General features: G+C 69.9%; 23 protein-coding genes. 12 read left to right on the top strand and 11 right to left on the bottom strand.

Annotated elements, in window-relative coordinates; all coding sequences use genetic code 11:
• Positions 1 to 364: 364 nt before the first annotated feature.
• Positions 365 to 1,177 carry a class I SAM-dependent methyltransferase gene (locus I7X12_RS06185; RefSeq protein WP_198062984.1) on the bottom strand — a complete coding sequence of 271 codons (813 nt, stop codon included), beginning with the start codon at positions 1,175 to 1,177 and terminating at the stop codon, positions 365 to 367.
• Between the two features lie 97 nt (positions 1,178 to 1,274).
• Positions 1,275 to 1,649: a hypothetical protein gene (locus tag I7X12_RS06180; RefSeq protein WP_198062983.1), complete on the bottom strand. Its 375-nt coding sequence runs from the start codon at positions 1,647 to 1,649 to the stop codon at positions 1,275 to 1,277.
• Between the two features lie 154 nt (positions 1,650 to 1,803).
• On the opposite strand from I7X12_RS06180, the gene I7X12_RS06175 reads away from it, so the two are divergent.
• From I7X12_RS06175 to I7X12_RS06160, 4 genes are all read left to right on the top strand, one after another.
• On the top strand, positions 1,804 to 3,399 hold the full coding sequence (locus I7X12_RS06175) for a cobyric acid synthase (RefSeq protein WP_198062982.1): 1,596 nt from the start codon (positions 1,804 to 1,806) through the stop codon (positions 3,397 to 3,399).
• 30 nt (positions 3,400 to 3,429) lie between these two features.
• Positions 3,430 to 4,287: an alpha/beta fold hydrolase gene (locus I7X12_RS06170; protein WP_198062981.1), complete on the top strand. Its 858-nt coding sequence runs from the start codon at positions 3,430 to 3,432 to the stop codon at positions 4,285 to 4,287.
• 231 nt (positions 4,288 to 4,518) lie between these two features.
• Positions 4,519 to 5,289: a nucleotide-binding protein gene (locus tag I7X12_RS06165; protein ID WP_198062980.1), complete on the top strand. Its 771-nt coding sequence runs from the start codon at positions 4,519 to 4,521 to the stop codon at positions 5,287 to 5,289.
• Positions 5,286 to 5,879, top strand: a complete 594-nt coding sequence (locus I7X12_RS06160) for a hypothetical protein (RefSeq protein ID WP_198062979.1) — start codon at positions 5,286 to 5,288, stop codon at positions 5,877 to 5,879. The genes I7X12_RS06165 and I7X12_RS06160 overlap by 4 nt, the downstream gene beginning before the upstream one ends.
• Positions 5,880 to 5,910: 31 nt before the next feature.
• Here I7X12_RS06160 and I7X12_RS06155 read toward each other — a convergent pair whose 3' ends face one another.
• A complete protein-coding gene (locus tag I7X12_RS06155; protein ID WP_198062978.1) occupies positions 5,911 to 7,833 on the bottom strand; it encodes a beta-CASP ribonuclease aCPSF1 in 1,923 nt (640 codons plus the stop codon).
• Between the two features lie 192 nt (positions 7,834 to 8,025).
• On the opposite strand from I7X12_RS06155, the gene nikR reads away from it, so the two are divergent.
• Both nikR and I7X12_RS06145 read left to right on the top strand, forming a co-directional pair.
• The gene (gene nikR / locus I7X12_RS06150; RefSeq protein WP_198062977.1) at positions 8,026 to 8,454 is read left to right on the top strand and encodes a nickel-responsive transcriptional regulator NikR; all 429 of its coding nucleotides are present in this window, start codon (positions 8,026 to 8,028) and stop codon (positions 8,452 to 8,454) included.
• Between the two features lie 170 nt (positions 8,455 to 8,624).
• Positions 8,625 to 9,008: a group I truncated hemoglobin gene (locus I7X12_RS06145; RefSeq protein ID WP_198062976.1), complete on the top strand. Its 384-nt coding sequence runs from the start codon at positions 8,625 to 8,627 to the stop codon at positions 9,006 to 9,008.
• A 79-nt stretch (positions 9,009 to 9,087) separates the two neighbouring features.
• Here the strand turns inward: I7X12_RS06145 and I7X12_RS06140 are convergent, their stop codons facing one another.
• From I7X12_RS06140 to I7X12_RS06125, 4 genes are all read right to left on the bottom strand, one after another.
• Positions 9,088 to 9,387 (bottom strand): hypothetical protein, encoded by a 300-nt coding sequence (locus I7X12_RS06140; RefSeq protein WP_198062975.1) that lies wholly within the window; start codon positions 9,385 to 9,387, stop codon positions 9,088 to 9,090.
• Between the two features lie 44 nt (positions 9,388 to 9,431).
• Positions 9,432 to 9,635, bottom strand: coding sequence for a hypothetical protein (locus tag I7X12_RS06135; protein WP_198062974.1), 204 nt, complete (start codon positions 9,633 to 9,635; stop codon positions 9,432 to 9,434).
• Between the two features lie 8 nt (positions 9,636 to 9,643).
• Positions 9,644 to 10,003, bottom strand: a complete 360-nt coding sequence (locus I7X12_RS06130) for a winged helix-turn-helix domain-containing protein (RefSeq protein WP_198062973.1) — start codon at positions 10,001 to 10,003, stop codon at positions 9,644 to 9,646.
• Positions 10,004 to 10,095: 92 nt separating this feature from the next.
• Positions 10,096 to 13,062 (bottom strand): PAS domain S-box protein, encoded by a 2,967-nt coding sequence (locus tag I7X12_RS06125; protein ID WP_198062972.1) that lies wholly within the window; start codon positions 13,060 to 13,062, stop codon positions 10,096 to 10,098.
• A 147-nt stretch (positions 13,063 to 13,209) separates the two neighbouring features.
• Here I7X12_RS06125 and I7X12_RS06120 point away from each other — a divergent pair, with 147 nt between their 5' ends.
• Entirely contained in the window at positions 13,210 to 13,518 is a 309-nt protein-coding gene (locus I7X12_RS06120) for an Hsp20/alpha crystallin family protein (protein WP_198062971.1), read from the top strand.
• 90 nt (positions 13,519 to 13,608) lie between these two features.
• Here the strand turns inward: I7X12_RS06120 and I7X12_RS06115 are convergent, their stop codons facing one another.
• Positions 13,609 to 14,304 carry a hypothetical protein gene (locus I7X12_RS06115; RefSeq protein ID WP_198062970.1) on the bottom strand — a complete coding sequence of 232 codons (696 nt, stop codon included), beginning with the start codon at positions 14,302 to 14,304 and terminating at the stop codon, positions 13,609 to 13,611.
• A 108-nt stretch (positions 14,305 to 14,412) separates the two neighbouring features.
• On the opposite strand from I7X12_RS06115, the gene I7X12_RS06110 reads away from it, so the two are divergent.
• From I7X12_RS06110 to I7X12_RS06090, 5 genes are all read left to right on the top strand, one after another.
• Entirely contained in the window at positions 14,413 to 15,432 is a 1,020-nt protein-coding gene (locus I7X12_RS06110; protein WP_198062969.1) for a hypothetical protein, read from the top strand.
• Positions 15,433 to 15,462: 30 nt separating this feature from the next.
• A complete protein-coding gene (locus I7X12_RS06105) occupies positions 15,463 to 16,008 on the top strand; it encodes a CoxG family protein (protein ID WP_198062968.1) in 546 nt (181 codons plus the stop codon).
• A 124-nt stretch (positions 16,009 to 16,132) separates the two neighbouring features.
• Complete coding sequence (locus I7X12_RS06100; RefSeq protein WP_198062967.1) at positions 16,133 to 17,452, top strand: hypothetical protein; 1,320 nt, start codon at positions 16,133 to 16,135, stop codon at positions 17,450 to 17,452.
• Between the two features lie 87 nt (positions 17,453 to 17,539).
• Positions 17,540 to 19,312 (top strand): ABC transporter permease, encoded by a 1,773-nt coding sequence (locus tag I7X12_RS06095; protein ID WP_198062966.1) that lies wholly within the window; start codon positions 17,540 to 17,542, stop codon positions 19,310 to 19,312.
• Between the two features lie 187 nt (positions 19,313 to 19,499).
• Positions 19,500 to 20,609, top strand: coding sequence for an ABC transporter ATP-binding protein (locus tag I7X12_RS06090; protein ID WP_198062965.1), 1,110 nt, complete (start codon positions 19,500 to 19,502; stop codon positions 20,607 to 20,609).
• Between the two features lie 44 nt (positions 20,610 to 20,653).
• Here the strand turns inward: I7X12_RS06090 and I7X12_RS06085 are convergent, their stop codons facing one another.
• From I7X12_RS06085 to I7X12_RS06075, 3 genes are read right to left on the bottom strand one after another with little or no spacing between them, the layout of a single operon-like run.
• Entirely contained in the window at positions 20,654 to 20,866 is a 213-nt protein-coding gene (locus I7X12_RS06085; protein WP_198062964.1) for a hypothetical protein, read from the bottom strand.
• A 50-nt stretch (positions 20,867 to 20,916) separates the two neighbouring features.
• Positions 20,917 to 21,888 (bottom strand): substrate-binding domain-containing protein, encoded by a 972-nt coding sequence (locus I7X12_RS06080; RefSeq protein ID WP_198062963.1) that lies wholly within the window; start codon positions 21,886 to 21,888, stop codon positions 20,917 to 20,919.
• Positions 21,888 to 23,333 carry a hypothetical protein gene (locus I7X12_RS06075; RefSeq protein WP_198062962.1) on the bottom strand — a complete coding sequence of 482 codons (1,446 nt, stop codon included), beginning with the start codon at positions 23,331 to 23,333 and terminating at the stop codon, positions 21,888 to 21,890. The genes I7X12_RS06080 and I7X12_RS06075 overlap by 1 nt, the downstream gene beginning before the upstream one ends.
• Positions 23,334 to 23,472: the final 139 nt, after the last annotated feature.

The following is a 23,472-nucleotide window of genomic DNA, read 5'->3' as shown; positions in this document are numbered from 1 at the left end:
TGCAGGTGCGGTAGCGGTGTGGGTACGGTGCGGGTGCGGTAGCGGTGTGGGTACGGTGCGGGTGCGGTGCGGGTGCGGTGCGGGTGCGGGTGCGGTAGCGGTCGGCGCGCGCTGTCGCGACTCTCGTGGCGCGACAGCGTCGCGCGAGGGATGAGCATTGCAGCTTGCGAGAAGCGCAAGCGGCTGGGGAGGTGTGAGGGCGTCTGTGGTGCTGTGCGGGACGGTCGCGGTCCTGACGTCCTCGTGAGCGGAGCGAACGAGGGCTCAGGAGAGCTTGCTCTCCTGGTGGACTGAACGGGCGAGGCGCGCTCGCGCTCGTGCAGTCGCCTGAGCGACCGCGAGCGGGTCGAGGGCGAACGGGAGACTACTCGGACAGTTCGGCCCGGAGACAGAGCGACCGCGGCGGTCGGTCGAGCAGTGTCGACACCGCTTCGGCCAGTTCGTCGTCCAGCCGCTCGGTCAGGTCGGGCTCGCGCAGGCCGCTGAGCGCGAAGCCGGCGTCGAACAGCGGGCCGGTGAGGTCGTCGAGCGGCCGTCGGTGGAAGGTGGTGGGATCCGCTCCGCCGTGTCCGTCCGACGCGTTCTCGGGCACCTCACCGCCCCAGTAGAGATCGTAGCGCTCGGTGTCGGCGTACGTCGGTGGATGCGAGTCGGCGTCGGCATCGACGGCCGGGCGAGCGTCGAGGCCGTCGATGGCTCGGGTGTCGGGGTAGGACTCCTCACGGACGACGAGGTACTCGTGGAACGGGTGGTGGGTCGACAGGACGACCGAGCCGCCGGGGCGGACGAGGCGGGCGAACGCCGCGGCGACCGCTTCGAGGTCGGGGACGTGCGAGAGCACGTGCTGGCAGAGGACGAGGTCGAAGTCGTCGTCGGCGAGGGAGTCGAGGCCCTCGGCGAGGTCGGCGCGGTGAAACTCGACGCGGTCGCGGTCGCCGTAGCGCTCGCGCGCAGTGTCGATCATTCCGTCGCTCGCGTCGACGCCGACCACGTCGGCGCCGCGGTCGGCGAGCGCGGCCGCGTGGGTGCCGTCGCCACAGCCCGCGTCGAGCACGCGACGGCCGTCGAGGTTGGGCAGCAGTTCGTCGATGGTGGGCCAGAGTATCTGGGCGCGCCACGGCGCCTCGGCGTAGTCGTGCCAGTCGTCGGCGAGGGCGTCGTAGTGGTCGTCGGACATGGCGTCGATGTCTGCACTCGGATGGACGGCGTCGTCACTTCAGTGATTCGACCGTTCGATCTACCGTGCGTCGAGCGGGAGCGGACGCCTGGCAGCGTCAGAGAAAGCCACAGGACGGATCCTTCTCGGGAGGGGATGCACTCGTCGCGAATACCATATCGGTGATCCGGATCCACAGCGCGTAGGTCGTGTCCCGATACCGAAGATACGCTGACTCTCCGAATCGGTCGGCGAACGAGTGGATCGCGTCCGGAAGCTCGGGACAGGCGTGATACAACCCCTCCTCGATAGCGGTCTGTACGATCTCCTGTTCGCTCTCCGGGAGCGCCTCGTACCGAACCGCCGTGTCATCCTGGGGCCGGGACGCGGGTTCGGCTCTCACCACCGCATCGTCGGGCATCCCGGAACCGAGACAGCCCGGCGTAGCGAGCGCGGATGCCCCGAGGAGCCCCAATAGTCTGCGCCGGTTCACGATCCGTTCTGCAACTCGGGCCGGGAAGTGTCTTGTCCGTACCGAGTGTCCGTCTGTCGCGGCCACGATGCCCGGCGTGGCGGTACCCGTCGAACCGATCGGTCGAGCCCGGCCAGTATTTACCGCTCGGCGCCGAACCGACGAGCGACCCCGGATGGCACGGACGATCCTGATCGCCGGAACGGCCAGCCACGTGGGCAAGAGTACCGTCGCCGCCGGGCTGTGTCGGCTCCTCGCGGATCGGGGCGTCGACGTCGCCCCGTTCAAGGCCCAGAACATGAGCAACAACGCCCGCGCGGTGCCGAGGGCGGCGGCCGTCACGGACGACGAGTCCGATACCGCGTTCGGCGAGATCGGCGTCTCGCAGTACGTCCAGGCGCGGGCGGCACGCGTCCCGGCGACGACGGACCACAACCCCGTCCTGCTCAAGCCACGGGGCGACGGCGAGTCACAGCTCGTCCTCGACGGGGAAGCGGTCGCCCACTACGAGGCCGGCGAGTACTACGAGGACCACTGGGAGCGCGCCCGCGAGACCGCCCGCCGCGCCCACGAGCGACTCGTGGCCGACCACGAGGTGGTCGTCGCCGAAGGGGCGGGGTCGATCGCCGAGCCGAACCTACGCGACCGCGACCTGGCGAACATCGAGACGGCGCGCTTCGCCGACGCCGAGATCCTCCTGACGGTCGACATCGAACGCGGGGGCGCGTTCGCCAGCCTCGTGGGGACGGTCGAACTGCTCCCCGACGACGTGGGCGAGCGGGTCGCGGGCGCGGTCCTCACGAAGTTCCGCGGCGACGCGTCGCTGCTCGACCCCGCCATCGAGGAGGTCGAAGAGCGAACGGGCGTCCCCGTTTTGGGCGTGATCCCCCACGACGATCCCGGCCTGCCCGCCGAGGACAGCGTCGACCTCCCCGCCGAGAGTGAGCGGGCGGTGCGGGGCCACGACGACGGCGTCCCCGACGACCGGGCGGTCACTGTCGCGGTCCCGCGACTCCCGCGGATCTCCAATTTCACCGATCTCGAGCCGCTCGTCTCCGAACCGGGCGTCCGCGTCGTCTACCTGCCCCTCGATGCCGACCTGGACGACCCTGGCGCGCTCGACGCGGGTACCGGCCGCGGCGCCGACGCGGTGGTCGTCCCGGGGACGAAGAACACGGTCGACGACCTGCGGGCGCTCCGGGCGGCGGGCTTCCCCGAGCGACTCCGCGCGTTCGACGGCCCGGTCGTCGGCCTCTGTGGCGGCTACCAGCTGCTCGGCGAGCGGATCACGAACGCGGGGATCGAGAGCACCGACGACGTCGATACCCTCGAAGGTATCGGGCTGATACCGGTCGAGACGCGCTTCTCGCCGGACAAACGGGTCGAACGGACGACGCGGCGGATCGACGGCGTCGGACCGCTCGCGGGCGCCGCGGGTGCGGTCTCGGGCTACGAGATCCACATGGGCGAGACGCGTCCGCTCGGGGGCAGCGAACCCGCCACTGTCGAACGACCGTTCCCCGACGCCGGGGCCGGCGCGGCGACCGATCGGGTGCTGGGGACGTATCTGCACGGACTGTTCGAAAACGAGGCCGCTCGGGACGCGTTCGTGACCGGCGTCTTTTCCCACGCAGGTGTCGAACGAGCGAGGACCGACTCGACGGGGATATCACCGTACGACCGGGCGGCCGACCTGGTCGCGGGCCTGGGGAGGGAGGCGCTGGTCGATGGCCTCGGTCTGCGTGCGCTCGACGGCGGCTCGCTCCGGTAGACTGACTGGGCCGGCGGCCGTGGGTCGCCTATGTCGCTCCCCTCCGTCGAGGACGCCCGCGCGTGGATCGGCGCTCGGTCGGCCCGAGCGATCGCGCTCCGAATCGCCGCGGCCGTCGCCGTCCTCGCGCTCGCGGGCGGACTGGCGTTCTACGCGTATTTCGGGGTCTTCGCGCACCACGCTCCCGAGGAGGTTCGGGAGTCGGTCCGGGCGAACGAGAACGTGACCGTGACCGAGGACTACGGCGGGTTCGTCGTCTCGGACGCCGACCCCGAGGTCGAACGCCTCGGCGTGGTGTTTTACCCCGGCGGGCGGGTCGCGCCCGACGCGTATCTCCCGACGGCGGCTCGACTCGCCGAACGCGCGAACGTCACCGTCGTCGTTCCGAAGATGCGGGCGAATCTCGCGGTGTTCTCGATCGGTCGGGCCGACGCGGTCCTCGCGGGCGAAGGGAACGTCTCGCGGTGGGTCGTCGGCGGGCACTCGCTGGGTGGTGCGATGGCGTGTCGGTACGCCGGGAGCCATCCCGACGCCGTCGACGGCCTGTTGCTCGTCGGTGCCTACTGCGACCAGCCCGTCCGTGGTCTGCCCGCGCTGACGGTCGTCGGGACGCGCGATTCGGTACTCGATCGCGAGCAGTTCGCCGACAGCCGCGCGAACCTGCCCGCCGACGCGACGGTCGAACGCATCGAAGGGATGAACCACTCCCAGGCGGGGTCCTACGGCGGCCAGCGCGGCGACAGATCCGCGCGGATCGGGACCGACGACGCCCACCGTCGGGTCGCGACGGCCGTCACCCAGTGGCTCTGTGACGAGTTCGACCACTGCGGGGTCGGCCGAGACGGCAGTGCTCGCGACGCCCTCTCGCCAAGCGCCACTCTGCGCTGATATCGACCGTCTCGGCCGCCGTCCGATTCGTGTCGTCGGTCGCGGTCAGCTCGACGCTGTCGGTATCCGACGAGCCGTACTCGCGAGAGGCCTCCCACCCCTCGGCGTCTCTCCCGTCACCGAAGTCCCTGGTGAGGGCGGCGTGGTCACCGTCCGCGCCGATGCGCCACACGGTCGTCTACCTGTCGTTCACACGAACGTTTTTAAGCCAGGGGGAACCACCCCGATGTGATGGTCGAGGCGTTCGCGGTCGCCAGCGGGAAAGGGGGGACCGGAAAGACCACGAGCACGCTCGCGCTGGGGATGGCCCTGGCCGAGGAGCACGACGTGACGGTCGTCGACGCCGACATGGGGATGGCGAACCTGCTCTTTCACACCGGCCTGGCGGAGGTGGAGACGACGCTGCACGACGTGCTCGTCGCGGGCGGCGCGCCGGTCGACGCGGCCGTCTACGAGCGCCACGGTATGGACGTGGTGCCCTGCGGGACGAACCTCGCCGACTTCGAGGCGGCCGACCCCGCGCGTCTGCGCGAGGTGGTCGCGACGCTGGCCGCCGACACGGACGTACTCCTGCTCGACTCGGCGGCCACGCTCTCCTCTCGTGCCGCGGTCCTCCCGGTCGTGCTGGCCGACCGGGTCGTGGTCGTCCTCGAACCGACGATCCCCGCGCTGTCGGACGGGCTGAAGGTCCAGGAGTACGCCACCTCCTACGGGACCGACACGGCCGGGATCCTCTTCAACAAGGTACGGGACGCTGACGCGATCGAGCGCATCGCACCGAAGGCCGAGCGGTACTTCGAAGGGCCGACGCTGGCGACGGTGCCGGCCAGCGACCGGGTGCGAGCGGCCCGCCGGAGCGGCCGGCCGCTGCTCGCCCACGCGCCCGACGCCGAGGCCGCCCGCGCCTACCGCGAGGCCGCGGCGACGCTTTCGATCCGCGACCGTGATTCGGGAGCGGTCGCGGACCGGTTCCGCAGCGCGGTCCTCCCCGAGTCACCATGAAGCTGCCCGAGGGGCGACTCGTCCGGTCGCGGGTCGTCGAAGACCCACGGACCGTCCTCGTCGACGCGCTCGACCGCGAACTCACGGGTTACGCGGTCTTCGAACCGCAGGACGCGCTCCTGCTCGAAGCCAGCGGTCGCGGCGTCGTCACCTTCCGCGGCGGCGTCCCGGTCGTCGCCTACCACACCGGGACCGACCGCGCCGGACCGCCGGCGCTCGCGGATCTGGCCGCCGAGGGACCGTACCGCATCCGACTGTTCGCCCTGGCTCCGGCCGACCTCGAAGCCGTCCACGACCGGTCGACCTTCCGGGTCCCGCCCGGGATGGCCGCCGAACGACTCGCCGGCGACCCGGCGCTGGCAGACCGGACGCGCGCGGCAGCGCCGCCCGACCGGCTGGCCGGCGCCACGGAGTCGGCGGCCGGCGGGGTCGAGAGCGAGACTGACGACGCGGACGGCGTCGACGAGCGCCAGCCGGGGGCGGTCGAGGCGTTCCTCGACGACGCCGAGAAGATCGAGGCGATCCGCGAGCAGGCCCGCGCGGAAGCCGCCGAGCGGGCCGACGAGTGGGGATTCGACGAGGTGGGCTGAGCCCTCCTCGACGTCGAGGCGGCTACCCCCGTCAGTCCAGTCGGAAGGTCTCCAGGTTCTTCGGGGCGACGGTTCGCATGCCGAACTCCTCGTAGAGCGCCGAGGAGAGGTGGTCGGTCGAGGCCTCGTCGCCGTGGACGCAGAGGACCCGTTCGGGGCGAGGGTTCATCGTCTGGACGAACGTCTCCAGGCCCTGGCGGTCGGCGTGGCCGGAGAAGCCGTCGACGGTCTCGACGCCCATGTTCAGGGCGACTCGGTCGGCGCCGCGGCCGGCGGTGTCGTTCATCGAGATCTCGTCGCGGCCCTGCTGGATCTGACGGCCCAGCGTCCCTTCGGCCTGGTAGCCGACGAACACGAGCGTGCTCTCGGGGTCGCCGCCGAGCAGTCGGAGCCAGGACATGATGGGACCGCCGGTGATCATCCCCGAGGTCGTCAGGACGATCGCGGGTTCGTCGTCGGCGACGTCCCGGCGCATCTCCTCGCCGCCGTCGACCTGCCGGAACTGGTCGGCGAGGAACGGGTTGTCGTCCTCGTAGAGGATCCGTTCGCGGAGCCGCTCGCGGAGGTGGTCGGGGTAGGCTGCGTGGATCGCCGTCGCCTCGCGGATCATCCCGTCGAGGTACACCGGCATCGTCGGGATCCGGTCCTCGCGCATCGCCTCCTCGAGCACGAGCATGAGTTCCTGCGAGCGCCCGACCGCGAACGCGGGGATGAGGATCTTCCCGCCTTTCGCGTGGGCCTCGTTGATCACCGTCTCGAGCTTGCGCTCGGAGTCTTCCTGGTCGGTCTGGTAGTCGTCACGGCTCCCGTAGGTCGACTCCAGCACCAGGGTCTCGACCCGGGGGAAGTCGTTGACGGCGCCGTCGAGCAGGCGGGTGTCGCGGTAGTGGATGTCCCCGGAGAAGGCGACGTTGTAGAACCCCTCGCCGACGTGGAAGTGGGAGACGGCCGATCCGAGGATGTGACCGGCGTTGTGCATCGTCAGCTTCACGTCGGGAGCGATGTCCGTGACGTTGCCGTACTCGACGGGGATCGTGTGTTTGAGCGCCTTGCGGACCATCGCGCTGTCGTAGGGCGGGGTCCGCCCCTCCTTCGAGGCGACGTCGAGGTAGTCCAGTTGCAGCAAGCCCATCAGGTCCCGGGTCGGTTCGGTGCAGTAGATGGGCCCGTCGTAGCCGTACTTGAACAGGATCGGGATGAGCGCCGAGTGGTCGAGGTGGGCGTGGGTGAGCACGACGGCGTCGATCGAATCGGGGCCGGCCGCGAGCGCCTCGGGCGCCTGGAGGTACGGGACCTCCCCTTCGGCGCCGGGCTTGTCGCCGCAGTCGATCAGGACTCGCGTCTCGGGCGTCGACAGCAGGAAGGAGGCGCGGCCGACCTCGCGACAGCAGCCCAGCGTCGTGATGCGGACCCACTCGTCGTCGGCCGTCGTCGGACTGTGGATCTTCCGGCCGACGTCCTCGAGGATCGTCCGTCGCTCGTCCCGTTCCTGTTTGAGGAAGTTACGGACGTTCGAGACGGTCGAGGACTCGATCGGGGGCGTTCGGACGACCTCGGGCGTCCAGCCGACCGCCGCCCGGATCTCCTCGAGCGTCTCGCCGTGGCGGCCGATGACCATCCCGGGCTTCTCGGCCTCGACGAGCACTTCGCCGGTCGAACTGTCGAAATCGAGCGACTGGACTCCGGCGTCGTCCGGGATCGTGTTACGGATCGTCCCCTCGGCTTCGCGCTCGGGGACGAGCGCGTCCGCGGTCGGGCGAACCGTGATGCGTTTCTTGAACGTGCTCGCCAGCTTCGGCACGAGCCGGTCGCGCTCGGCGAACGTCTCGACGTCGGGCGAGTAGATGACCAGGTCCGGCCCCTCGAACTGGACGCTCGATATCTCGATGTCGTCGGGTGTCTCTTCGTCGATCTGCGCGTGGATCTCGTCGATCGAATCGTGTGTCGTTTTCATGCGTTTCCTTCGAATCGGGCGACGCGCCGCGAGAACCGTCGAAAAACCCGACGGCTATCGGGTCGATACCTACACTCAGTCCGGGCGCGAGTAAGAATCTTTGCTTCCGGACCGAGCGAAATCGGACCCGGTTCCCACGAGTGGTGGATTCGAGTGATAAAATTTAATAATTATAGGCGATTGTGTTGTTATATGAGCGTCGTAAGCGTCTCGATGCCGGAGGAACTGCTCGAACGGATCGACCAGTTCGCGGACGACCACGGCTACACCGGCCGGAGCGAAGTGGTGCGGGAGGCCAGTCGGAACCTCCTCGGTGAGTTCGAGGACAGGAAACTGGAGGGCCGCGAGCTGATGGGGGTCATCACTGTGGTCTTCGACTACGAGACGACGACCGTCGAGGAGAAGATGATGCACCTGCGCCACGAACACGAGGACCTGGTCGCCTCGAACTTCCACAGCCACGTCGGCGGCCACCACTGTATGGAGCTGTTCATCCTCGAAGGGTCGCTCGAGGACATCTCGACGTTCGTCGGCAAGATCCGGGCGACGAAGGACACGCTCACGGTCGACTACTCGGTGTTGCCCGTCGACGACTTCGGTCCGCTCGCCGACATCGACTGAGACCGTTCCGTCGCCGTTCGTCGAATCCGAACCGGTGGGAGCGACGACTGGGCGCCGGTACCCGTGCCACGGTCCGGGGAGCCCTGGCCGAGCGGGCTCGGCGACGCGGCGGTTACCACGACGTGGGAACGAGCGGTAGGCTCAAACCCCTCGGCCGCTGTCGTCCGCCCATGACCGGAGCGACGCTGTACGACCGGCTCGGCGGGCGCGAGGGGATCGAGGCGGTCGTCGACGAGTTCTACGACCGACTGCTCGCCGACGACGAACTCGGGCCGTTCTTCGAGGATTCGGACTTGGAGATGCTGCGGCGGACGCAGACGGACTTCCTCTGTGAGGCCGCGGGCGGGCCGGAGACCTACGACGCGGCGCCGGTCCGAGAGGCCCACCTCCACGTCCCGTTCACGGAGAGCCACATCCAGCGGGCGATCGATATCCTAGAGGGGACGCTCGCGGCGTTCGACGTGCCCGACGACGACGCCGACAAAGTGGTCCAGGCGATCGCGGCCTACGAGGCAGACCTCCTGGCGACGCCGACCGACGACGCCGGTGAGTGAGCGGCCCGCTCGGGTTCGGCGGTGCGGTCGGCCGCGGCGTCGGCGCCCTCGCCGGTCCCGCGACCGCGACCGCGACGCGTCAGTCGTCGGGTCGCCGGGCGAGCCGCGTCTCGGCCGCTCGGACCGGTCGGATCGCCGTTTCACCGGAGCCGGCCCGCTGGATAGCGGTCTCGCCGTCGTCAGCCCGTTGGATAGCGGTCTCGCCGTCGTCAGCCCGTCGGATAGCGGTCTCGCCGGGGTCGACCCGTCGGATGGCCGTCGGGGTCGGTCGACTCGGCGCAGGGACGCCCCGCAGTCGGTGGTCCGCGGCGGCGTGACGCGAGGGGTCGTCCGGATCGATGCGCCGGTCGCAGTCGAGACAGTACCAGTGGTCGGTCATGGGGTCTGGTGGTCGCGGGTCCCGGTCGTGGCTGATGGTCGACGTCACGGGCGATCACTCGCGGGCCGTCCGTCGACGCCACCGCTCGCGGACGGCCGTGCCCGGGCGCGCGAACGCCGTTCGATGGTCACTCGGTGCTCGACGCCCTGCTCGCGTCTGTGGGCGCGTTCCTCGGACAGCGCCGCCGCGACCGAGGGCGCCTCGGCGGAGAACGAGCACGTCTCGCAGTCGACGCTGAACCGCGCCATCGCTCCGCTCAGTCGCTCCCGACCGCCGACCGCGACAGGTCGACGGCTCCGTCGAAAGCGGTCGGTTCGGACGACTCGCCGGCGAACTCGACGGCGAATCCCTCCTCGCCCATCGTCACCACCGCGCCGTCGAAGCGCAGCTCGTAGACGTTCTTGGGCCGGCAGTCCTCCGGTAGCCGGTTTTTCTCCGCGACGAGCTCCGCCTCCTGGAGGCGGTTGACCTTCCGGTAGGCCGTCGACAGCGGGATGTCACACTCCTCGGACAGCTCCGGGATGGTCTTGGCCTCCGCGCGGACGGCGTCGAGGATCGTCTTGCAGTCCTCGTCACCTACCGCGTCCAGAAACGCCCGGTCTCTACACTCTGACATCTGTGTCTAGCCCTTGACCGCGGGGGAGCATAGCCGATCGACCTAGTCGACTAGTACACGAAAATCGACCCTATACGAGAGACGCTAGTCGACTAGTGTCGAGAAAAGTTTGCATCTGTGGGCGGGGCGTCCTCGGCGTCGACGAGGAGTTCGAGGATCTTCCGGGTGCCCTCGCGGACGTGGCGGTAGAAGGTCGGCGAGGCGATGTCGAGCACGTCGGCGAGTTCCTCGCCGGTGGAGTGGCGCGGTGAGGCGAAGAAACCGGCGTGGTACGCGAGCGCGAGCGCCTCTCGCTGGCGGTCGGTCAGCTGTTCCTCGACGGCGGTGCGAGTCAGTTCGACGGTCCGCACGTTCCGGTCGCGGGTCCGTTTGGCGGTGAAGACTGTGTCCTCACCGGCGGCCTCGACCGCGGTGATGAGCGACTCGACGTCCGAGCGGGGCGCGATCTCACAGCGGACCGTCGCGACCTCGCCGGTCGTCTCGAAGGTGCGGACGGTCGCCCCGTGCTCGACCAGGGCGGCGACGGGGTCGGCGCCGCCGGTCACCTCTACGACGCCCGTCTCGCCGTGGGCTTCGACGACCCTGGCCCCGGCCACGTCGTCGCGCTCGGCGAGCGCCTCGGCGACCGGTTCGGGCCGGGCGCCGTCGACGGCGACGTAGGCGACGTGCCCCGCGGCGGCCGGTGCGACGCCGTTCAGCGAGAGCCGACAGTCCAGCTCGCCCGCGACAGCGGCGGTCGGTGAGTCCCGGGCGCCGACCGCGAACTCCAGCTCGACGACGGTGTCGGTGTGGAGCAGCTGGCGGTTCTCGGCGGCGTTGATGGCGTGGCCGACCCGCTCGCCGAGCTCGGCCAGCAGTCCCCGCTCGTACTCGTCGAAGGCGTCGGGCCGCGCCGAGTAGACGGTGAGCACCCCGAGCACGGACTCCCCGTAGACCGCGGGGACCACCGCCTGGGACTGGAACCCGTGGGACAGCGCGCGCTCGCGGCGCGGACCGCCGGTCGGCGCCGTCGTGAGGTCCCGTACGGCCTGGACCTCGCCGTCGGCGACCGCGCGGCGGTAGAGGTCGTCCACACCTCCCTTCTCGACCCCGTCGCCCCCCACTCCTCCGTCGGGATCGCCGCCCAGTCCGAGGTCGAGCCCCTCGACGAAGTCGTCCTCGACGCCGGCCCACCCGCGGGGTGCGATCTCGTCGGCCGCCGCGTTGTAGTCGCCGATCCACGCCGCGAGGTACGCCTCCGACGCGGCCAGCCCCTCGCAGGCGCCGCGGTCGACGGCTTCGCGGGTGTCGGCGCGCGCGAGTTCACGGTTGATCGGGCGCAGACTCTCGATGATCTGTTTGATCCGCCGCAGGGAGTTGCGCTGGCTGCGTAGCTCGCGCTCGCGGCGCTTCTGGTCGGTGATCTCGTCGTTGATGGCGACGAACCGTTCGATGTCGCCCGAGCCGTCGACGATCGGTGCGATCGTCTGGTTGACGACGTAGACCTCGCCGGACCTACGGCGATTGTACACCTCGTCGGTCCAGATCTCGCCGTCGAGGATCGTCTCCCAGAGGTCGACGAAGAAGCCGTCGTCGTGCTCGCCCGAGTTGAGGATCGAGGGGTCGGCGCCGACCGCCTCCGCGGCGGGGTAGCCCGTCACTCGCTCGAAGGTTGGGTTGACGTACTCGATGGTACCGTCGGTGTCGGTGACGTAGACGGAGTGGCCGGCCTGCTCGACGGCCTTCCGGAAGGTGCGCAAGTCCTCTTCGGCGCGCTTGCTCGCCATCAGTGCGCCCAGATCGGCGGCCACGTCGGTGACGGCCTCGACCAGTTCCTCGTCGGCGGCCCGCCGTTCCCGGAGGCAGAACGTCAACACGGCCACGACGCCGTCCTCGGTCTCGATCGGGACGCCGAGCGCCGCCTGGAGGCCGACCTCCTCGGCCATCGCCGTCCGGTGGAACACCGACGCCGACTCGGCGGCGGCGTCGGGGATCCACTCCGAGCTGGCGCTCGCCCAGACCCGGCCGGGTAGTCCCGCCTCGAAGGGGAACGTGACCGAGCGGCTGGTCCGCAGGAACGGCGCGAGTCGCTCCGACTCGGCGTGGCCGACCAGGTGTTCGAGGTAGTCGCCGTCGTCGGCCGGGACCCACGCCTCGCCGTAGGCCCACTGGGTGTGCGCACACACGGCTTCGAGGGTCGTCTCGACGCCCTCGCGGAAGCCGTCGGCGTCGGCGATCGCGTGGTTGACCGCCGCCAGCAACTCGCGCTCGTCGGCCAGGCGCTTGCGGTCGGTTCGGTCGCGCAGCCGCAGGTCGAACCCCGCGATACCACCGCTTGCGTCCCGCCGCGGGGTGACCGAGACGCTCGCCCAGAACTCGCTCCCGTCGCGGCGCAGTCGCCACCCCTCCGTCTCGCCCGTTCCCCCGTTGGGCGCGCTGGCGAGCGTCTCCTCGGGGTCGGCCACGGCGTCGTCGGGGTACAGAAGCGACAGGTCCGCGCCGACGGCTTCGGCGGCCGACCACCCCGTGAGTGCCTCGGCGCCCGCGCTCCAGTCGGAGATTCGGGCGTCGGCGTCGAGCGCGACGCGGGCGACGCCGTCGTCGGACGGCCACTCTCCGCCCCGGCCGCCTCGGGTGAGCGTCACGACGACTCGCTCGCCGTCGGCGGGGCTGACCGTCGCGACGACACCACCGCCGACCGCGCCGGTAGTCCCGTCCGCGTCGCCGACGTCGCCGACCGCGGCGGTGTTCGCGTCGGCGCTGTCGTTCCCGTTCGCCCCCGGCGGGCGCCACGCGACCGTCCGCTCGGCGTCACCGTCGGCGACCGTCGCGACCGCCTCGACCCCGCGGTCGGGCAGGACCGACTCGACGGGGGCGCCGGTCAGCTCGCCCGGTTCGCGCCCGAGGTATCGCTCGACGCTCGCGTTCGCGAACGAGATACGCTCGTCTTCGACGACGACGACGCCCGCCCCGGTCGCGCTCGCGACGGCGTCGAGTGTCGCTCGTTCGCTCGCGGCGTCGACCGCGTACCCCTGGCGGTCCCGTTCACCCGTCTCCGGCTGCGACCCGTTGCCCGTCACGTTGGCGGAAGCTACGTCGCGAGCGTGCAAAAACGTAGGCCACGGATCGGGGGTGTCGAAGGGTCACGAGTCCGCTGTTCTCATCGAGCTGTAACTACCGAAACGTAACTACGTCGGTGTGAGGTACCATTCGTCAGGGCGACTCCGATGACACAGCATCCCGACCACGACGTCGAACTGTACCGCGACGACGGCGTCTACAGAGTCTTCGTCGACCTGCCGGGGTTCGACCCCGAGGAGATCGACGTCGCGTGGGTCCACCACCGGCTGACGGTCTCGGCGCGGCGGACCGGCGGCCCGGGCAGCTCGCGCGTCTTCGACCACGAGGTGAACGTCCCGCGAGCGGTGGACACCGAGGCCATCACCGCGACCTACCGGGAGGGCGTCCTCGACGTCGAACTCCCGGTCGACCCGGGCGAGAGCCCGCCGGGTCGACGGATCGAGATCGAGAAGTAACGGCGCGGGCGGGTGATTCGGGCGGCGGTCCGGCGGGCGGACCGCGACCGCGGGTCGGGACCGGAACCCGAGTCGTCAGCGACGGGCGAGCTAAACGACGGTGAACTGGTCGGCGACTTTCGTCTCGACGGTCTCGTCGTCGGCCTCGACGCTGACTTCGTAGCGGTAGGTCCCCCGTTCGGTGTCTTCGTCGGTGGCGATCTTCGACCCCCAGGTGTCGGCCGAGTAGGCCTCGTGGTCGCCCCGCCAGTTCAGTTCGAGCGGGCCGTACTCGGCGTCGGGGAACTCGACGCGGACGGCGTCGACGGCGTCGTCGCCGAGCGGGTCGCCGGTCTCGGGGTCGTAGAGGGCGACGTGGAGGCCGACCTCCATCCCGGCGGCGAACCGGCCGAGGCTGGCACAGGAGGTGGTCGTCGGTGGCGGCGTCGCGGTCGGCGACGCGGTCGGCGTCGGGGTCTCCTCGTCCCCGTCCGGCGTCGCAGCGGAGTCGTCGGTCTCCTCGCCGGAGTCGGGGGTCGGAGTCGCCGGGCCGACGGGGTCGTCGGTGGTCGTGGTCTCGGTGGTGACCGTCGGCGTGTCGGTGTCGTCGTCGCCGGTGCCGGGGTCGGTGATGTACTGACAGCCGGAGACACTCGCCGTGGCCCAGGTCGCCGCGCCCGCCGCCATGAGTCGCCGTCTCGTCACTCGCCCGTCGCCCGTCGAGTCGGATCCGGGGTCCTCGTCCGGCGGTTCGTCCTGTTCGCCCGCGCGACCGTCGCCGTCGGCTTCGGAGGTGTCTTCGGCCATCTCGTTAGGGACTTCGGGGAGGTTCCGCTAAAACGACCGGCGTCTCTCCCAGCGAGTAGGAACTACGGAGAGGGTTTTGTCGACACCTCGTGGAGTTCGACGTGTACGATGAGCCGCGACAGCAGCTACTCGACCGAGGAAGAATCGCTCGCCGGGTCCGACGACGGCGACGACGGGGCGACCCGTAGACGCGTGCTCGCCGGCGGAGCAGCCAGCTGGGCGACCGTCGCGCTCGCCGGCTGTCCGAGCGACGGCGGCGAGACCGACACCGCCGAGCCGGCCCAGGACACGGACACCGAGGCGCCGACCGACACGCCGACGGCGACGCCCGAGCCCCAGCCGGAGAACTACGTCGTGACCGCCGAGACCGGGACCGGCTCGGTCCCCGAGGGCGCGGCGTTCGCGTCGGCGTGTTCGGCTACCCGCAGGTTCGTCCCCGGCATGCTGGCGGTGTTCTACGTCGGCATCTACGACCCCGAGACGGGCGACCAGCTCACCGACGAGGACCTCGACAGCGTCGTCGTGAACGTCGACGGCGGCCCCGAGGTAGAACTGGGTTGGGCCGGCGACGACGAGGAGAACCCCGCCCAAGAGTGGGGCGGCTCCTGGGAGCTCCCGAGTGATATCTCGACGGGCACCTACGCCTACACGGTCGAGGTCACCGACGGCGACGCGAACTTCCGGGCGGTCGGCATCCTCGAGGACGCCATCGAGGTCATCGAGTACTCCAACCCCACGAACTACGTCGTCACGACCGAGACGTTCTGGAACGGCGCGCCCGTCGAGTCCGCGGGCGGCTTCGTCGGCGGCTGCGCGCCCGAGCGGCAGTTCAGCGGCGAGATGGACGTGACCTTCTCCGTCGGGATCTACGACGGCGCCAGCGGCGACCTGATCGGTGGCGACGCGCTCGACTCGGTGACGGTGGAGTCGACCGACGGCGCCTTCGACCCCGTCGAACTGTCCTGGCAGGAGAGCGGCGAGGAGACGACCGCCCAGTGGACCGGCACGCTGGAGACGGAGTCGCTCGACCCCGGTAGTTACGGCTACGACGTGGTCGTCACCGACGGGGAGGCGAACTTCCACGACGTCGGGATCGCCTCGAACCAGTTCACCATCATCGAAGTGTAGCGACCCGCCGTCGCTCGCCGCCTTTCACCAATGAGCCACTCCGACGACACGCGACAGAGCGAGGAACCGACCGGCGACGAGCGCGGCGACGACCCGCCGTCGGACGACACCGGCGGCGAGCGCCTGGAGTTCGCCGACGCCGTCTACGTCGACGCCGCGCCCGGTGAGCTGTGGGACCACCTCTCGGACCCGGCGACGCTCACCGAGTGCGTGCCCGGCGCCGAGTCGATCGAACGACTGTCCGAGCGGCGCTACTCCGTCGAGATCACCAGGGGCGTGAGCAGGCTCACGGTCTCCCTGTCGGGCGAGGCGGAGTTCGTCGAGATGGACCCGCCGGACCACGTCGTCACGAGCGCGACCGCCTTCGACTCGACGACCGGCAGCGAGTTCGACGTGCTCGCCGCCATGGAGATCCAAGACGGCGACCGCTACGGGGCGAAACTGGCCTACACCGCCGAGGTGACCTACACCGGCGGCGCCGCCACGCTCACCCCGTCGGTGTTGCGCCCCATCGTCGAACGGGACATCGACTCCTACTTCGGGAACCTCACCGAGCTCGTCGAGAGCGAGGACTGACCGGGGTCGCGACCGCGGGCTCGCCGTGGCCGACCGGCCCGCAGTCGCCGCCGTTCGACCGACGTCTTCCCATCGAATAACAATCTACGATACCCGTTTATCCGAACGTGGGGTAGCTGCGTGTATGACGGAACAGCGTTCGGCCGACGCCGACCGAGGACGCGACGGGCGCGACGACCGGCGGCGGACCGGTCTCCCCTCGCGACGGGCGTTTCTCGCGACGGGAGCGGCGGTCTCGGCGGCGTCGCTCGTGGGGTGTCTCGCTTCGGACTCACCGGTGACCTCGACGCCCGATGTGGGCGATGGAGCGGCCGGCAGCGGGGGCGGATCGACGCCTGGCGGAACCGCGTCGGTCGCCGGCGGGACCGCGTCGGCGGCCGGCGAGCCCGAGCCGCCGTGGACGACGGAACAGCTCGCCGACTACGTCGACGACGGGGCCGAGATCACCGTCTACGCGGGGACGGGTGACTCTCAGCAGTGGTACGACCTCGTCGACGTGATCAACGACGAGTTCGGGACGACCATCGAGGCGACGGTGTTCGCCAGCGACGGCGCGGCCGTCTCCCAGCGGCTCCTCCAGGAGCGCCAGGCCGGCGAGGACACGGCCGACGTGATCAGCGGCGCGTCGAACCTCCGCGACCGGATCAAACAGAAGGGCCGCGAGGAAGGGACCGCCTACGCGAAGGAGTGGTTCGAGTGGGGGGTCGACGAGAACTTCTGGTTCGCCGACGCTCTGCCGGAAAAACGCGTGCTCCCGTTCCTGGTGTCGGGGTTCAACGGCGGCGCCGGCGTCGTCCTCCCGGTGAGCACGGACGTTTTCGAGGAACGGGGGCTGGACTACCCCGAGACGTACAACGATCTGTTCGACGACCAGTACGAGGGGCTCGAAGTGGCTTTCTCCGGCTACGTCAGCCCGGGGATGATCGGCTGGATCGCTCGCTACCACGCCGCCCAGACCGACATGGGCGAGATGGAGTGGATCCGGAGCTTGATGGATCGGTTCGAGGTGGTCGGGGTCAACTCCCACTCGGCGGGGATGCGCGAGGTCGGGACGGGCAACGCCGCGATGATGCTGTACAACTGGCCGTGGTCGGCCGCGCCGTTCGTCAAGAACGAGGATCTCGCGGTAGAGGGGATCTTCACCGACCCGGCCAAGCGCAACGCAACCGAGGGCGGCCTGAGCATCAACCGGAACGCCCCGCACCCGTGGGTCGCTCGCTACTTCGTCAGCGCGATGCTCGAAAAATCGGTCCAGCGCCGGATACTGACCGACGTGACCGACCAGGTGCCCGCCCGGACCGACCTGGATCTGTCGGGGATCGACGTCGACCCCTACACGAAGCGGCGCCTGAACGCGAACCTGTACCCGATCGGGTTCTGGGAGTCCGCCGAGTACTCCACGCTCGGCCAGGAAGCCGTCGACACCGGCATGTTCGAGCCGTAGCACGGTAGCGAGCGGGCCACGCGACTGCGATCCGCGACCGATACCCATGGACGGCACCGACCTCTCGAACGCGCACGGAGGCCAGCGATGAGCGTCCGCGACGAGGTAGCCGCCGCGCTACGGGGCGGCGTCGGCGGGCTCACGGACCGCCGGGTCTCGGCCGAGCGGCTCGTCCTCGGGACGGTCGTCGCGGGCGTCACCGTCCTGACGCTGGTGCCGCTCGTCTTTCTCCTCTGGACGAGCGTCTGGTCGGGCTACCCCGGCGAGATCGGCGGCTCGTTCACACCCGCGCACTTCCTCGCGGTGTATCGCGAGGAATTCTTCGACGTCCCGACGCTGCTGGCGAACACCCTCGTCGTCGCGGTGGGGATGACGGTCACCGGCGTCGCGCTCGGGCTGACGCTGGCCTGGCTGTTCGTGCGGACGAATCTCCCGACGAAAGGCGGCCTGGAGCTGGTGTTGCTGTCCGGGCAGGCGATCCCGGGGTACGTCTTCGGGATCATGTACATCACCGCCTACGGACCGCAGAACGGGCTCGTCTCGGTCGCCGTCGCCGACGCACTGGGGCTGGGGTCACTCTCGGTCGGTCTGTTCACCCCGTGGGGAGTCGCGTTCGTCGCGGGCGTCAACGTCGTCTCGACGGCGTATCTGCTGACGGTGCCGGCGCTGCAGGACATGGACGCGTCGTTCGAGGAGGTGAGCCGGATCCACGGGGCGAGCGTCACCGAGACGCTGCGGTCGGTCACGCTCCCGCTGGTCAAGCCGGCGCTGCTCTCGGCGGTCATCACCGTCTTCCTCTACGGCATGGGGGAGTTCGCCATCGTCTCGGTGCTGGGATCGCGCCACGGGTTCGACGTGTACTCGACGGTGATCGGCTCGGCGATCAACTCGCGGTTCCCCCCGGCCTACGGCGAGGCCGCGGCGCTTTCCTGTAGCCTGCTGCTCGCGACGGGCGTCCTCGTCTATTACTACCGGCGGGTGACGAGCCGCAAGCGGGAGTTCATGACGCTGACCGGCCGGAGCGGGCGACGGCGGACCTGGGACCTCGGGCGGTGGCGGTGGCCGATCGCCGGCGGGCTATGGACGGTCGTCACCCTGGTGTGGCTCCTGCCGATCCTCGCGCTCGCGCTCACGTCCCTGCACTCGACGTGGACGGGCCAGGTCCGGCTCTCGGGGCTCTCGCTCGAACACTACGTCACGGCGGTCACGAGCCCGGGGCTGCGCGAGGCGTTCGGCAACAGCGTCGTGGTCGCGGTCGGCGCGGCGACGGTCGGGACGGTCCTCGTCGTCGGCGCGGCCTACTACACCGAGCGGACCGACGGCCGTTTCCGCGGCGCGGTCGATTTCCTGACGCTCACGCCGCTGGCGGTGCCGGGGATCATCACCGGCGCCGGCCTGATCTTCCTGAGTCTCTGGCTCGGCAAGCTACCGGGGGTCACCCTCTACGGGACCCTCGCAATCATCGCGCTGGGCTCGGTCATCGTCTTCCTCCCCGTCTCCTCGCGTATCGCGGTCGGGAACGTCGTCCAGATCCACTCGGTGCTGGAGGAGGCCGCGCGGGTCGCCGGCGCCTCCTGGCTCCGCCAGCTCCGGGAGGTCTTCCTCCCGCTGTTCCGCAACACGGCGGTCGTCCTCTGGTTCTTCCTGGCGGTCCACGTCTTCCAGCTGCTGTCGATCCCGTGGATGACATACTCTTCTGATACGGTCGTCATCCCCGTCGAGCTGTTCCAGCTGTACATGTACGAGCCGGCGCTGTCGCTGGTCGCCGCCATCTCGACCGTGTTCATCGGGCTGACTGTCGTCTTCGTGCTCGCCATGCGGGTCTGCGGGATCACCTTCTACGAACTCGGACAGCACTGAGCTATCGCCCACGCCCGACGCTCTCCCGCCCACCGCCCCGGCACGGAGTCCCGAAGCCCCCGATTCCCACGGCGTAGAAATCTGCGGTGAGGGTTAATGTGTACGGGCGGTAACCCGACACGTGAGAGCGGCGGGCCGCCGGGCCGAGACGCCCGGTCGCCGGCCCGCCAGGGACACGACCACAGCTATGGACAGCGACACGCGACTGACGGTACGGGACTTAGAGAAGGGGTTCGGCAGCGAGTTCCACCTCTCGGGGGTCGACGTGACCGTCGGCGCCGACGAGATCGTCGCCTTGCTCGGCCCGAGCGGCTGCGGCAAGACGACGGTCCTCCGCTGTGTCGCCGGCGTCGAGACGCCCGACGGCGGCGAGATCGCCATCGACGGCGAGCCCGTCTTCGACGGGGAGCGGTCGCTGCCGCCGGAGCGACGGGACCTGGGGATGGTCTACCAGAACTACGCGATCTGGCCCCACAAGACCGTCCACGAGAACGTCGTCTTCCCGCTCGAACACGCGACTGACGTGCCCAGCGACGAGTACGACGAGCGCGTCGCGGACGTGCTCGAGCTGATGGAGATCGCAGATCTCGCCGAGTCGCCGGCGACCGACCTGAGCGGGGGCCAGCAACAGCGGACGGCGCTCGCTCGCGCGATCGTCCACGACCCCGGACTGCTGTTGCTGGACGAGCCGCTGAGCAACCTCGACAAGGAGCTTCGCAAGCACATGCGCTACGAGCTCCAGCGGCTCCAACACGAGCTCGGGCTCAGCGTGCTGTACGTGACTCACGACCAGCAGGAGGCCTTTTACCTCGCCGACCGGGTGCTCGTCATGAACGACGGGGAGGTCGTCGAGCGCGGCGAGCCCGAGGCGCTGTACCGGCGGCCCGAGTCACCGTTCACCCGGCAGTTCGTCGGCGTCCGTAACCGCTTCACCGGGCGGACGGAGTCGAACGGCGACGGCGGCCGGGTCGTCCGGACGGCGTTCGTCGACTTCCCGCTGGGCAACGTCGATTACGTCGAAAACGGCGGTGAGACCGAGGAGGTGGCGTGTTTCCTCCGACCCGACGATATCGAGATAGGCCAGTTCGCGGGCGAGGTCGACGGCCGTATCGAGCTGTCGGGGACGGTCGTCGCCGAGGGTATCATCGGCGACCGCTACGAGCTGACGGTTCGGATCGACGACACCGACGCGACGCTGGTCGTCCACACCGAGAGCAACCGGCAGTTCGACCGCGGCGACGGGATCAACCTCCAGTTCCAGCCCAAGGCCCTGCAGGTCTACGAGGCCGAGTCCTGACCGGTGGCCGGAGGACCCCGGCCGAGTCGAGTGACTCGACCGCGTCAGTTCCGTGCGACCGGAGCGTCGACGAACGGGTCGTCGAGGCCGTCCAGTTCGCGGGTCTGCCCCCGACCGTCGGCGTACGCCCGGAACGTCTCCAGTTCGGGGACGGTGCAGTCGGTGAGACCGCACTCCCGGCGTCCCCGCCGAAGGTCCGTTCCCGTTCGACGCGGGAGAGGCGCGCCCAGGTGTCTGTCGTGTGGGCGCTCGGCCACAGTCCTATCGAGTGTTTCAGGCCGTTCGAACCGCGTTCGGCCCTGCCGACCTACGCGTAGTAGTCGGTGTCGAGGTGGTCGGTCGCGAACAGGTCGTCGGCGTCGTAGCGCTCGGCGGCGACGCCCTGGTCGCGGGCGTACCCGGCGAGGGTCTCGACGGCGGTGACGTTGTCGTCGGTGAGGCCGTACTCCCAGGGGTCCTCGCCCAGCACCGCCCGCTGTTCGTCTGCGTACACGTCGGCCCACACCAGGGGCAGTTCGCGGGGTCGCTCCAGCGCCGTCAGCCCGATCTCCTTGGCGCGCTCGAAGGCGTCGTACAGCGGCTGGACGACCCACGGGTGCTCGGCCAGCACGTCGTCGCGGACGACGATCGCGTGCATGATCGGAAAGATCCCGGTCTCGCGGTAGTAGGTCTGTTCGACGCCCTTCGCGTCGTCGAACAGCCGCCGGGCGTTTTCGATCCCGGCGTCGACCGGGTGGAAGATCGCGTCGATCTCGCCGCGCTCGATCATGTCCTCTAAGAGGCCGATCGTCGAGCCCTGGTGGCCGACGTACTCGACGTCGAACCGCTCGGGTACGTCGATATCGACGATCTCCGACCCGCCGGCGACCCACTCGACCGAGCCCAGATCGAGGCCGTGGCGGTCGGCGAGGGTGCCGCGCTGCCAGATGCCCGTCGTGGTCTGCCAGTTGACGATGCCGACGCGGGCGCCCGAGAGATCCGCGACCGAGTCGATCCCGGCGCCCTCGCGGACGTACATGTACGCGTGGCGGAACTTGCGGAAGGGGAAGACCGGGATCGCGGTGAACGGGAAGCGGTCGACGTCGCGGCGGGTGGCGAGGTAGGTGCCCATCGACAGCTCGCAGGCGTCGAACTCCAGGTCCCGGACCATCCGCGAGAAGCGGACGGGGTTGGGGTAGTTGACCGCGGAGAGGTTCACGCCCTCGGGTTCGACGCGGCCGTCGCGCAGGGGCTGCGTCCAGGCGTAGGGGTGGACGGCGAGCGAGAGGTTCAGGGCCATCACTCGGTGACCTCGAAGGCCATGTGCAGCGCCGGCAGCGGCCGGACGGGGTGGTTGTCGAGATACGAGAGGTGCGGACGCACCTCGAAGACGGGTTTCTCCTCCTGCATGTCGAAGAGGCTGGGGTAGATATCGAGGAAGTGCCAGCCCGGTTCGCCGGCCGCGCGGATCCGGGCGTGGACGGTGCCCTGCTTGTCGTCGCCGGCGGTGCCACAGACGTAGCCCAGCGGCGTGTTGTCGTAGACGAAGAAGGGGGCGTTCTCGTAGATCGTCCAGCCGATCCCCGACAGCTCGATGTCGATCTCCGTGCCGACGGGGCCGCGGACGGGCGCGAACGTCTCGATGGAGGGCTGCATCATGAACCCCGTCACTGCGACCTCGCGGCCGTCGACGGCGGCGGTGATCGGCCGCGTCGACCCCTCGGCGCGGGGGACGGCGATCTCCGTCTGGAAGCCGCCCTCCGAATCGGTCTCGACGGTCGGGAGCACGTCGGGCTTGGGCTCGGGGGTGATCGGGATCCCCTTGACGCGGTGGCCCTCGTGGCGGTACCAGATCAGGTCGACCTCGGTCTCCGCGGGGAAGTCCCGGCCGGTGATGACGGCGGTCGTCCCGGCCTGGCCGGAGGGCGGGGAGATCTCCAACTCGGCCTCGGAGTCGGCGTCGATCTCGGGGTAGTGGACGCTCATCGGCTGCTCGTCGAGCAGCGGGTCGACCCAGGCGGTCCGGGGGTCGTCGTCGCGCTCGGTCACCTCGACGGTCCAGACGGACTGGCGGCCGCCCGCGACCGGGCCGTACGGCGACTGGGTGTTGTTCTGGAGGTAGGGGACGCCCTTGTAGTTGCGCCACACCTGGATCACGTGCTCGCCGGGCGGGCCGACGGCGCGGATCTCGGCGGTGGCGGTCCCGCGGTTCATCACGCCGGTCATAAAGCCGACGTTGCCGTTGTCCCAGGAGACCTGGTAGTTGTTCGTGACGACGTTCGGGCCGATGCCGTAGCCGGTGATCGTGAACGCTTCGCCCAGCGGCGCCTCCGTGCGGTCGATCTCGAAGTGGGGCGTGACGGAGAACTCGTCGCGCGCGACGACGTTGCCGTCGCCGTTCTGGACCTGGATACGGTGGGCGCCGCCGTAGTCTCTGGGGACCGTCCAGTGCTCGTCAAAGGCGCCGTCGCCGTCGGTCCTCACGGTCGCGATCTGGTCGGTCCGGGGCTGGTACTGCGGGCCGACCACCTCGTTGCCTTCCAGGACGCCCCATCGGCCCTCCGTCGAGTTCCACAGCAGTTCGTACTCCTCGTCGGCCGGGAAGTTGCGGCCCTTCAGGGTGATCTCGTCGCCGACGTACCCCTCCTGGTCGCTCAACACCAGCGTCCCGTCCGAGCCGCTGCCGCGGCGGTGGCGCTGGAGCGTCTCCTTCAGGTCGCTGGACACTCCGGATTCGTCGTCCATGTGTGTCCGTTCGCGACTCCATCGAATACGTCTGTGCCAGCTTCCACGCAGGCGGTGGACACGGCAAGAGTTAAGAGGCGAGCGGCGGCCGCGGTCGCCGGTCGCGACCGCGGCGGAAGCCGGAAACTGCGGACCGTCG

Origin of the sequence: Halosimplex litoreum (genome assembly GCF_016065055.1) — an archaeon.
Taxonomy (GTDB): Archaea; Halobacteriota; Halobacteria; order Halobacteriales; family Haloarculaceae; genus Halosimplex; species Halosimplex litoreum.
The sequence above is the reverse complement of the archived record's forward strand: the minus strand, read 5'-3'. Positions and strand labels throughout refer to the sequence as shown.

Coding starts and splice junctions, on each gene's coding strand:
- I7X12_RS06165 (WP_198062980.1), top strand. CDS start 4,519: ATGGTCGAGGCGTTCGCGGTCGCCAGCGGGAAAGGGGGGACCGGAAAG.
- I7X12_RS06075 (WP_198062962.1), bottom strand. CDS start 23,333: ATGGACGACGAATCCGGAGTGTCCAGCGACCTGAAGGAGACGCTCCAG.
- I7X12_RS06185 (WP_198062984.1), bottom strand. CDS start 1,177: ATGTCCGACGACCACTACGACGCCCTCGCCGACGACTGGCACGACTAC.
- I7X12_RS06110 (WP_198062969.1), top strand. CDS start 14,413: ATGAGCCGCGACAGCAGCTACTCGACCGAGGAAGAATCGCTCGCCGGG.
- I7X12_RS06115 (WP_198062970.1), bottom strand. CDS start 14,304: ATGGCCGAAGACACCTCCGAAGCCGACGGCGACGGTCGCGCGGGCGAA.
- I7X12_RS06080 (WP_198062963.1), bottom strand. CDS start 21,888: ATGGCCCTGAACCTCTCGCTCGCCGTCCACCCCTACGCCTGGACGCAG.
- I7X12_RS06100 (WP_198062967.1), top strand. CDS start 16,133: ATGACGGAACAGCGTTCGGCCGACGCCGACCGAGGACGCGACGGGCGC.
- nikR (WP_198062977.1), top strand. CDS start 8,026: ATGAGCGTCGTAAGCGTCTCGATGCCGGAGGAACTGCTCGAACGGATC.
- I7X12_RS06170 (WP_198062981.1), top strand. CDS start 3,430: ATGTCGCTCCCCTCCGTCGAGGACGCCCGCGCGTGGATCGGCGCTCGG.
- I7X12_RS06155 (WP_198062978.1), bottom strand. CDS start 7,833: ATGAAAACGACACACGATTCGATCGACGAGATCCACGCGCAGATCGAC.
- I7X12_RS06135 (WP_198062974.1), bottom strand. CDS start 9,635: ATGGCGCGGTTCAGCGTCGACTGCGAGACGTGCTCGTTCTCCGCCGAG.
- I7X12_RS06175 (WP_198062982.1), top strand. CDS start 1,804: ATGGCACGGACGATCCTGATCGCCGGAACGGCCAGCCACGTGGGCAAG.
- I7X12_RS06090 (WP_198062965.1), top strand. CDS start 19,500: ATGGACAGCGACACGCGACTGACGGTACGGGACTTAGAGAAGGGGTTC.
- I7X12_RS06120 (WP_198062971.1), top strand. CDS start 13,210: ATGACACAGCATCCCGACCACGACGTCGAACTGTACCGCGACGACGGC.
- I7X12_RS06140 (WP_198062975.1), bottom strand. CDS start 9,387: ATGACCGACCACTGGTACTGTCTCGACTGCGACCGGCGCATCGATCCG.
- I7X12_RS06130 (WP_198062973.1), bottom strand. CDS start 10,003: ATGTCAGAGTGTAGAGACCGGGCGTTTCTGGACGCGGTAGGTGACGAG.
- I7X12_RS06145 (WP_198062976.1), top strand. CDS start 8,625: ATGACCGGAGCGACGCTGTACGACCGGCTCGGCGGGCGCGAGGGGATC.
- I7X12_RS06105 (WP_198062968.1), top strand. CDS start 15,463: ATGAGCCACTCCGACGACACGCGACAGAGCGAGGAACCGACCGGCGAC.
- I7X12_RS06095 (WP_198062966.1), top strand. CDS start 17,540: ATGAGCGTCCGCGACGAGGTAGCCGCCGCGCTACGGGGCGGCGTCGGC.
- I7X12_RS06160 (WP_198062979.1), top strand. CDS start 5,286: ATGAAGCTGCCCGAGGGGCGACTCGTCCGGTCGCGGGTCGTCGAAGAC.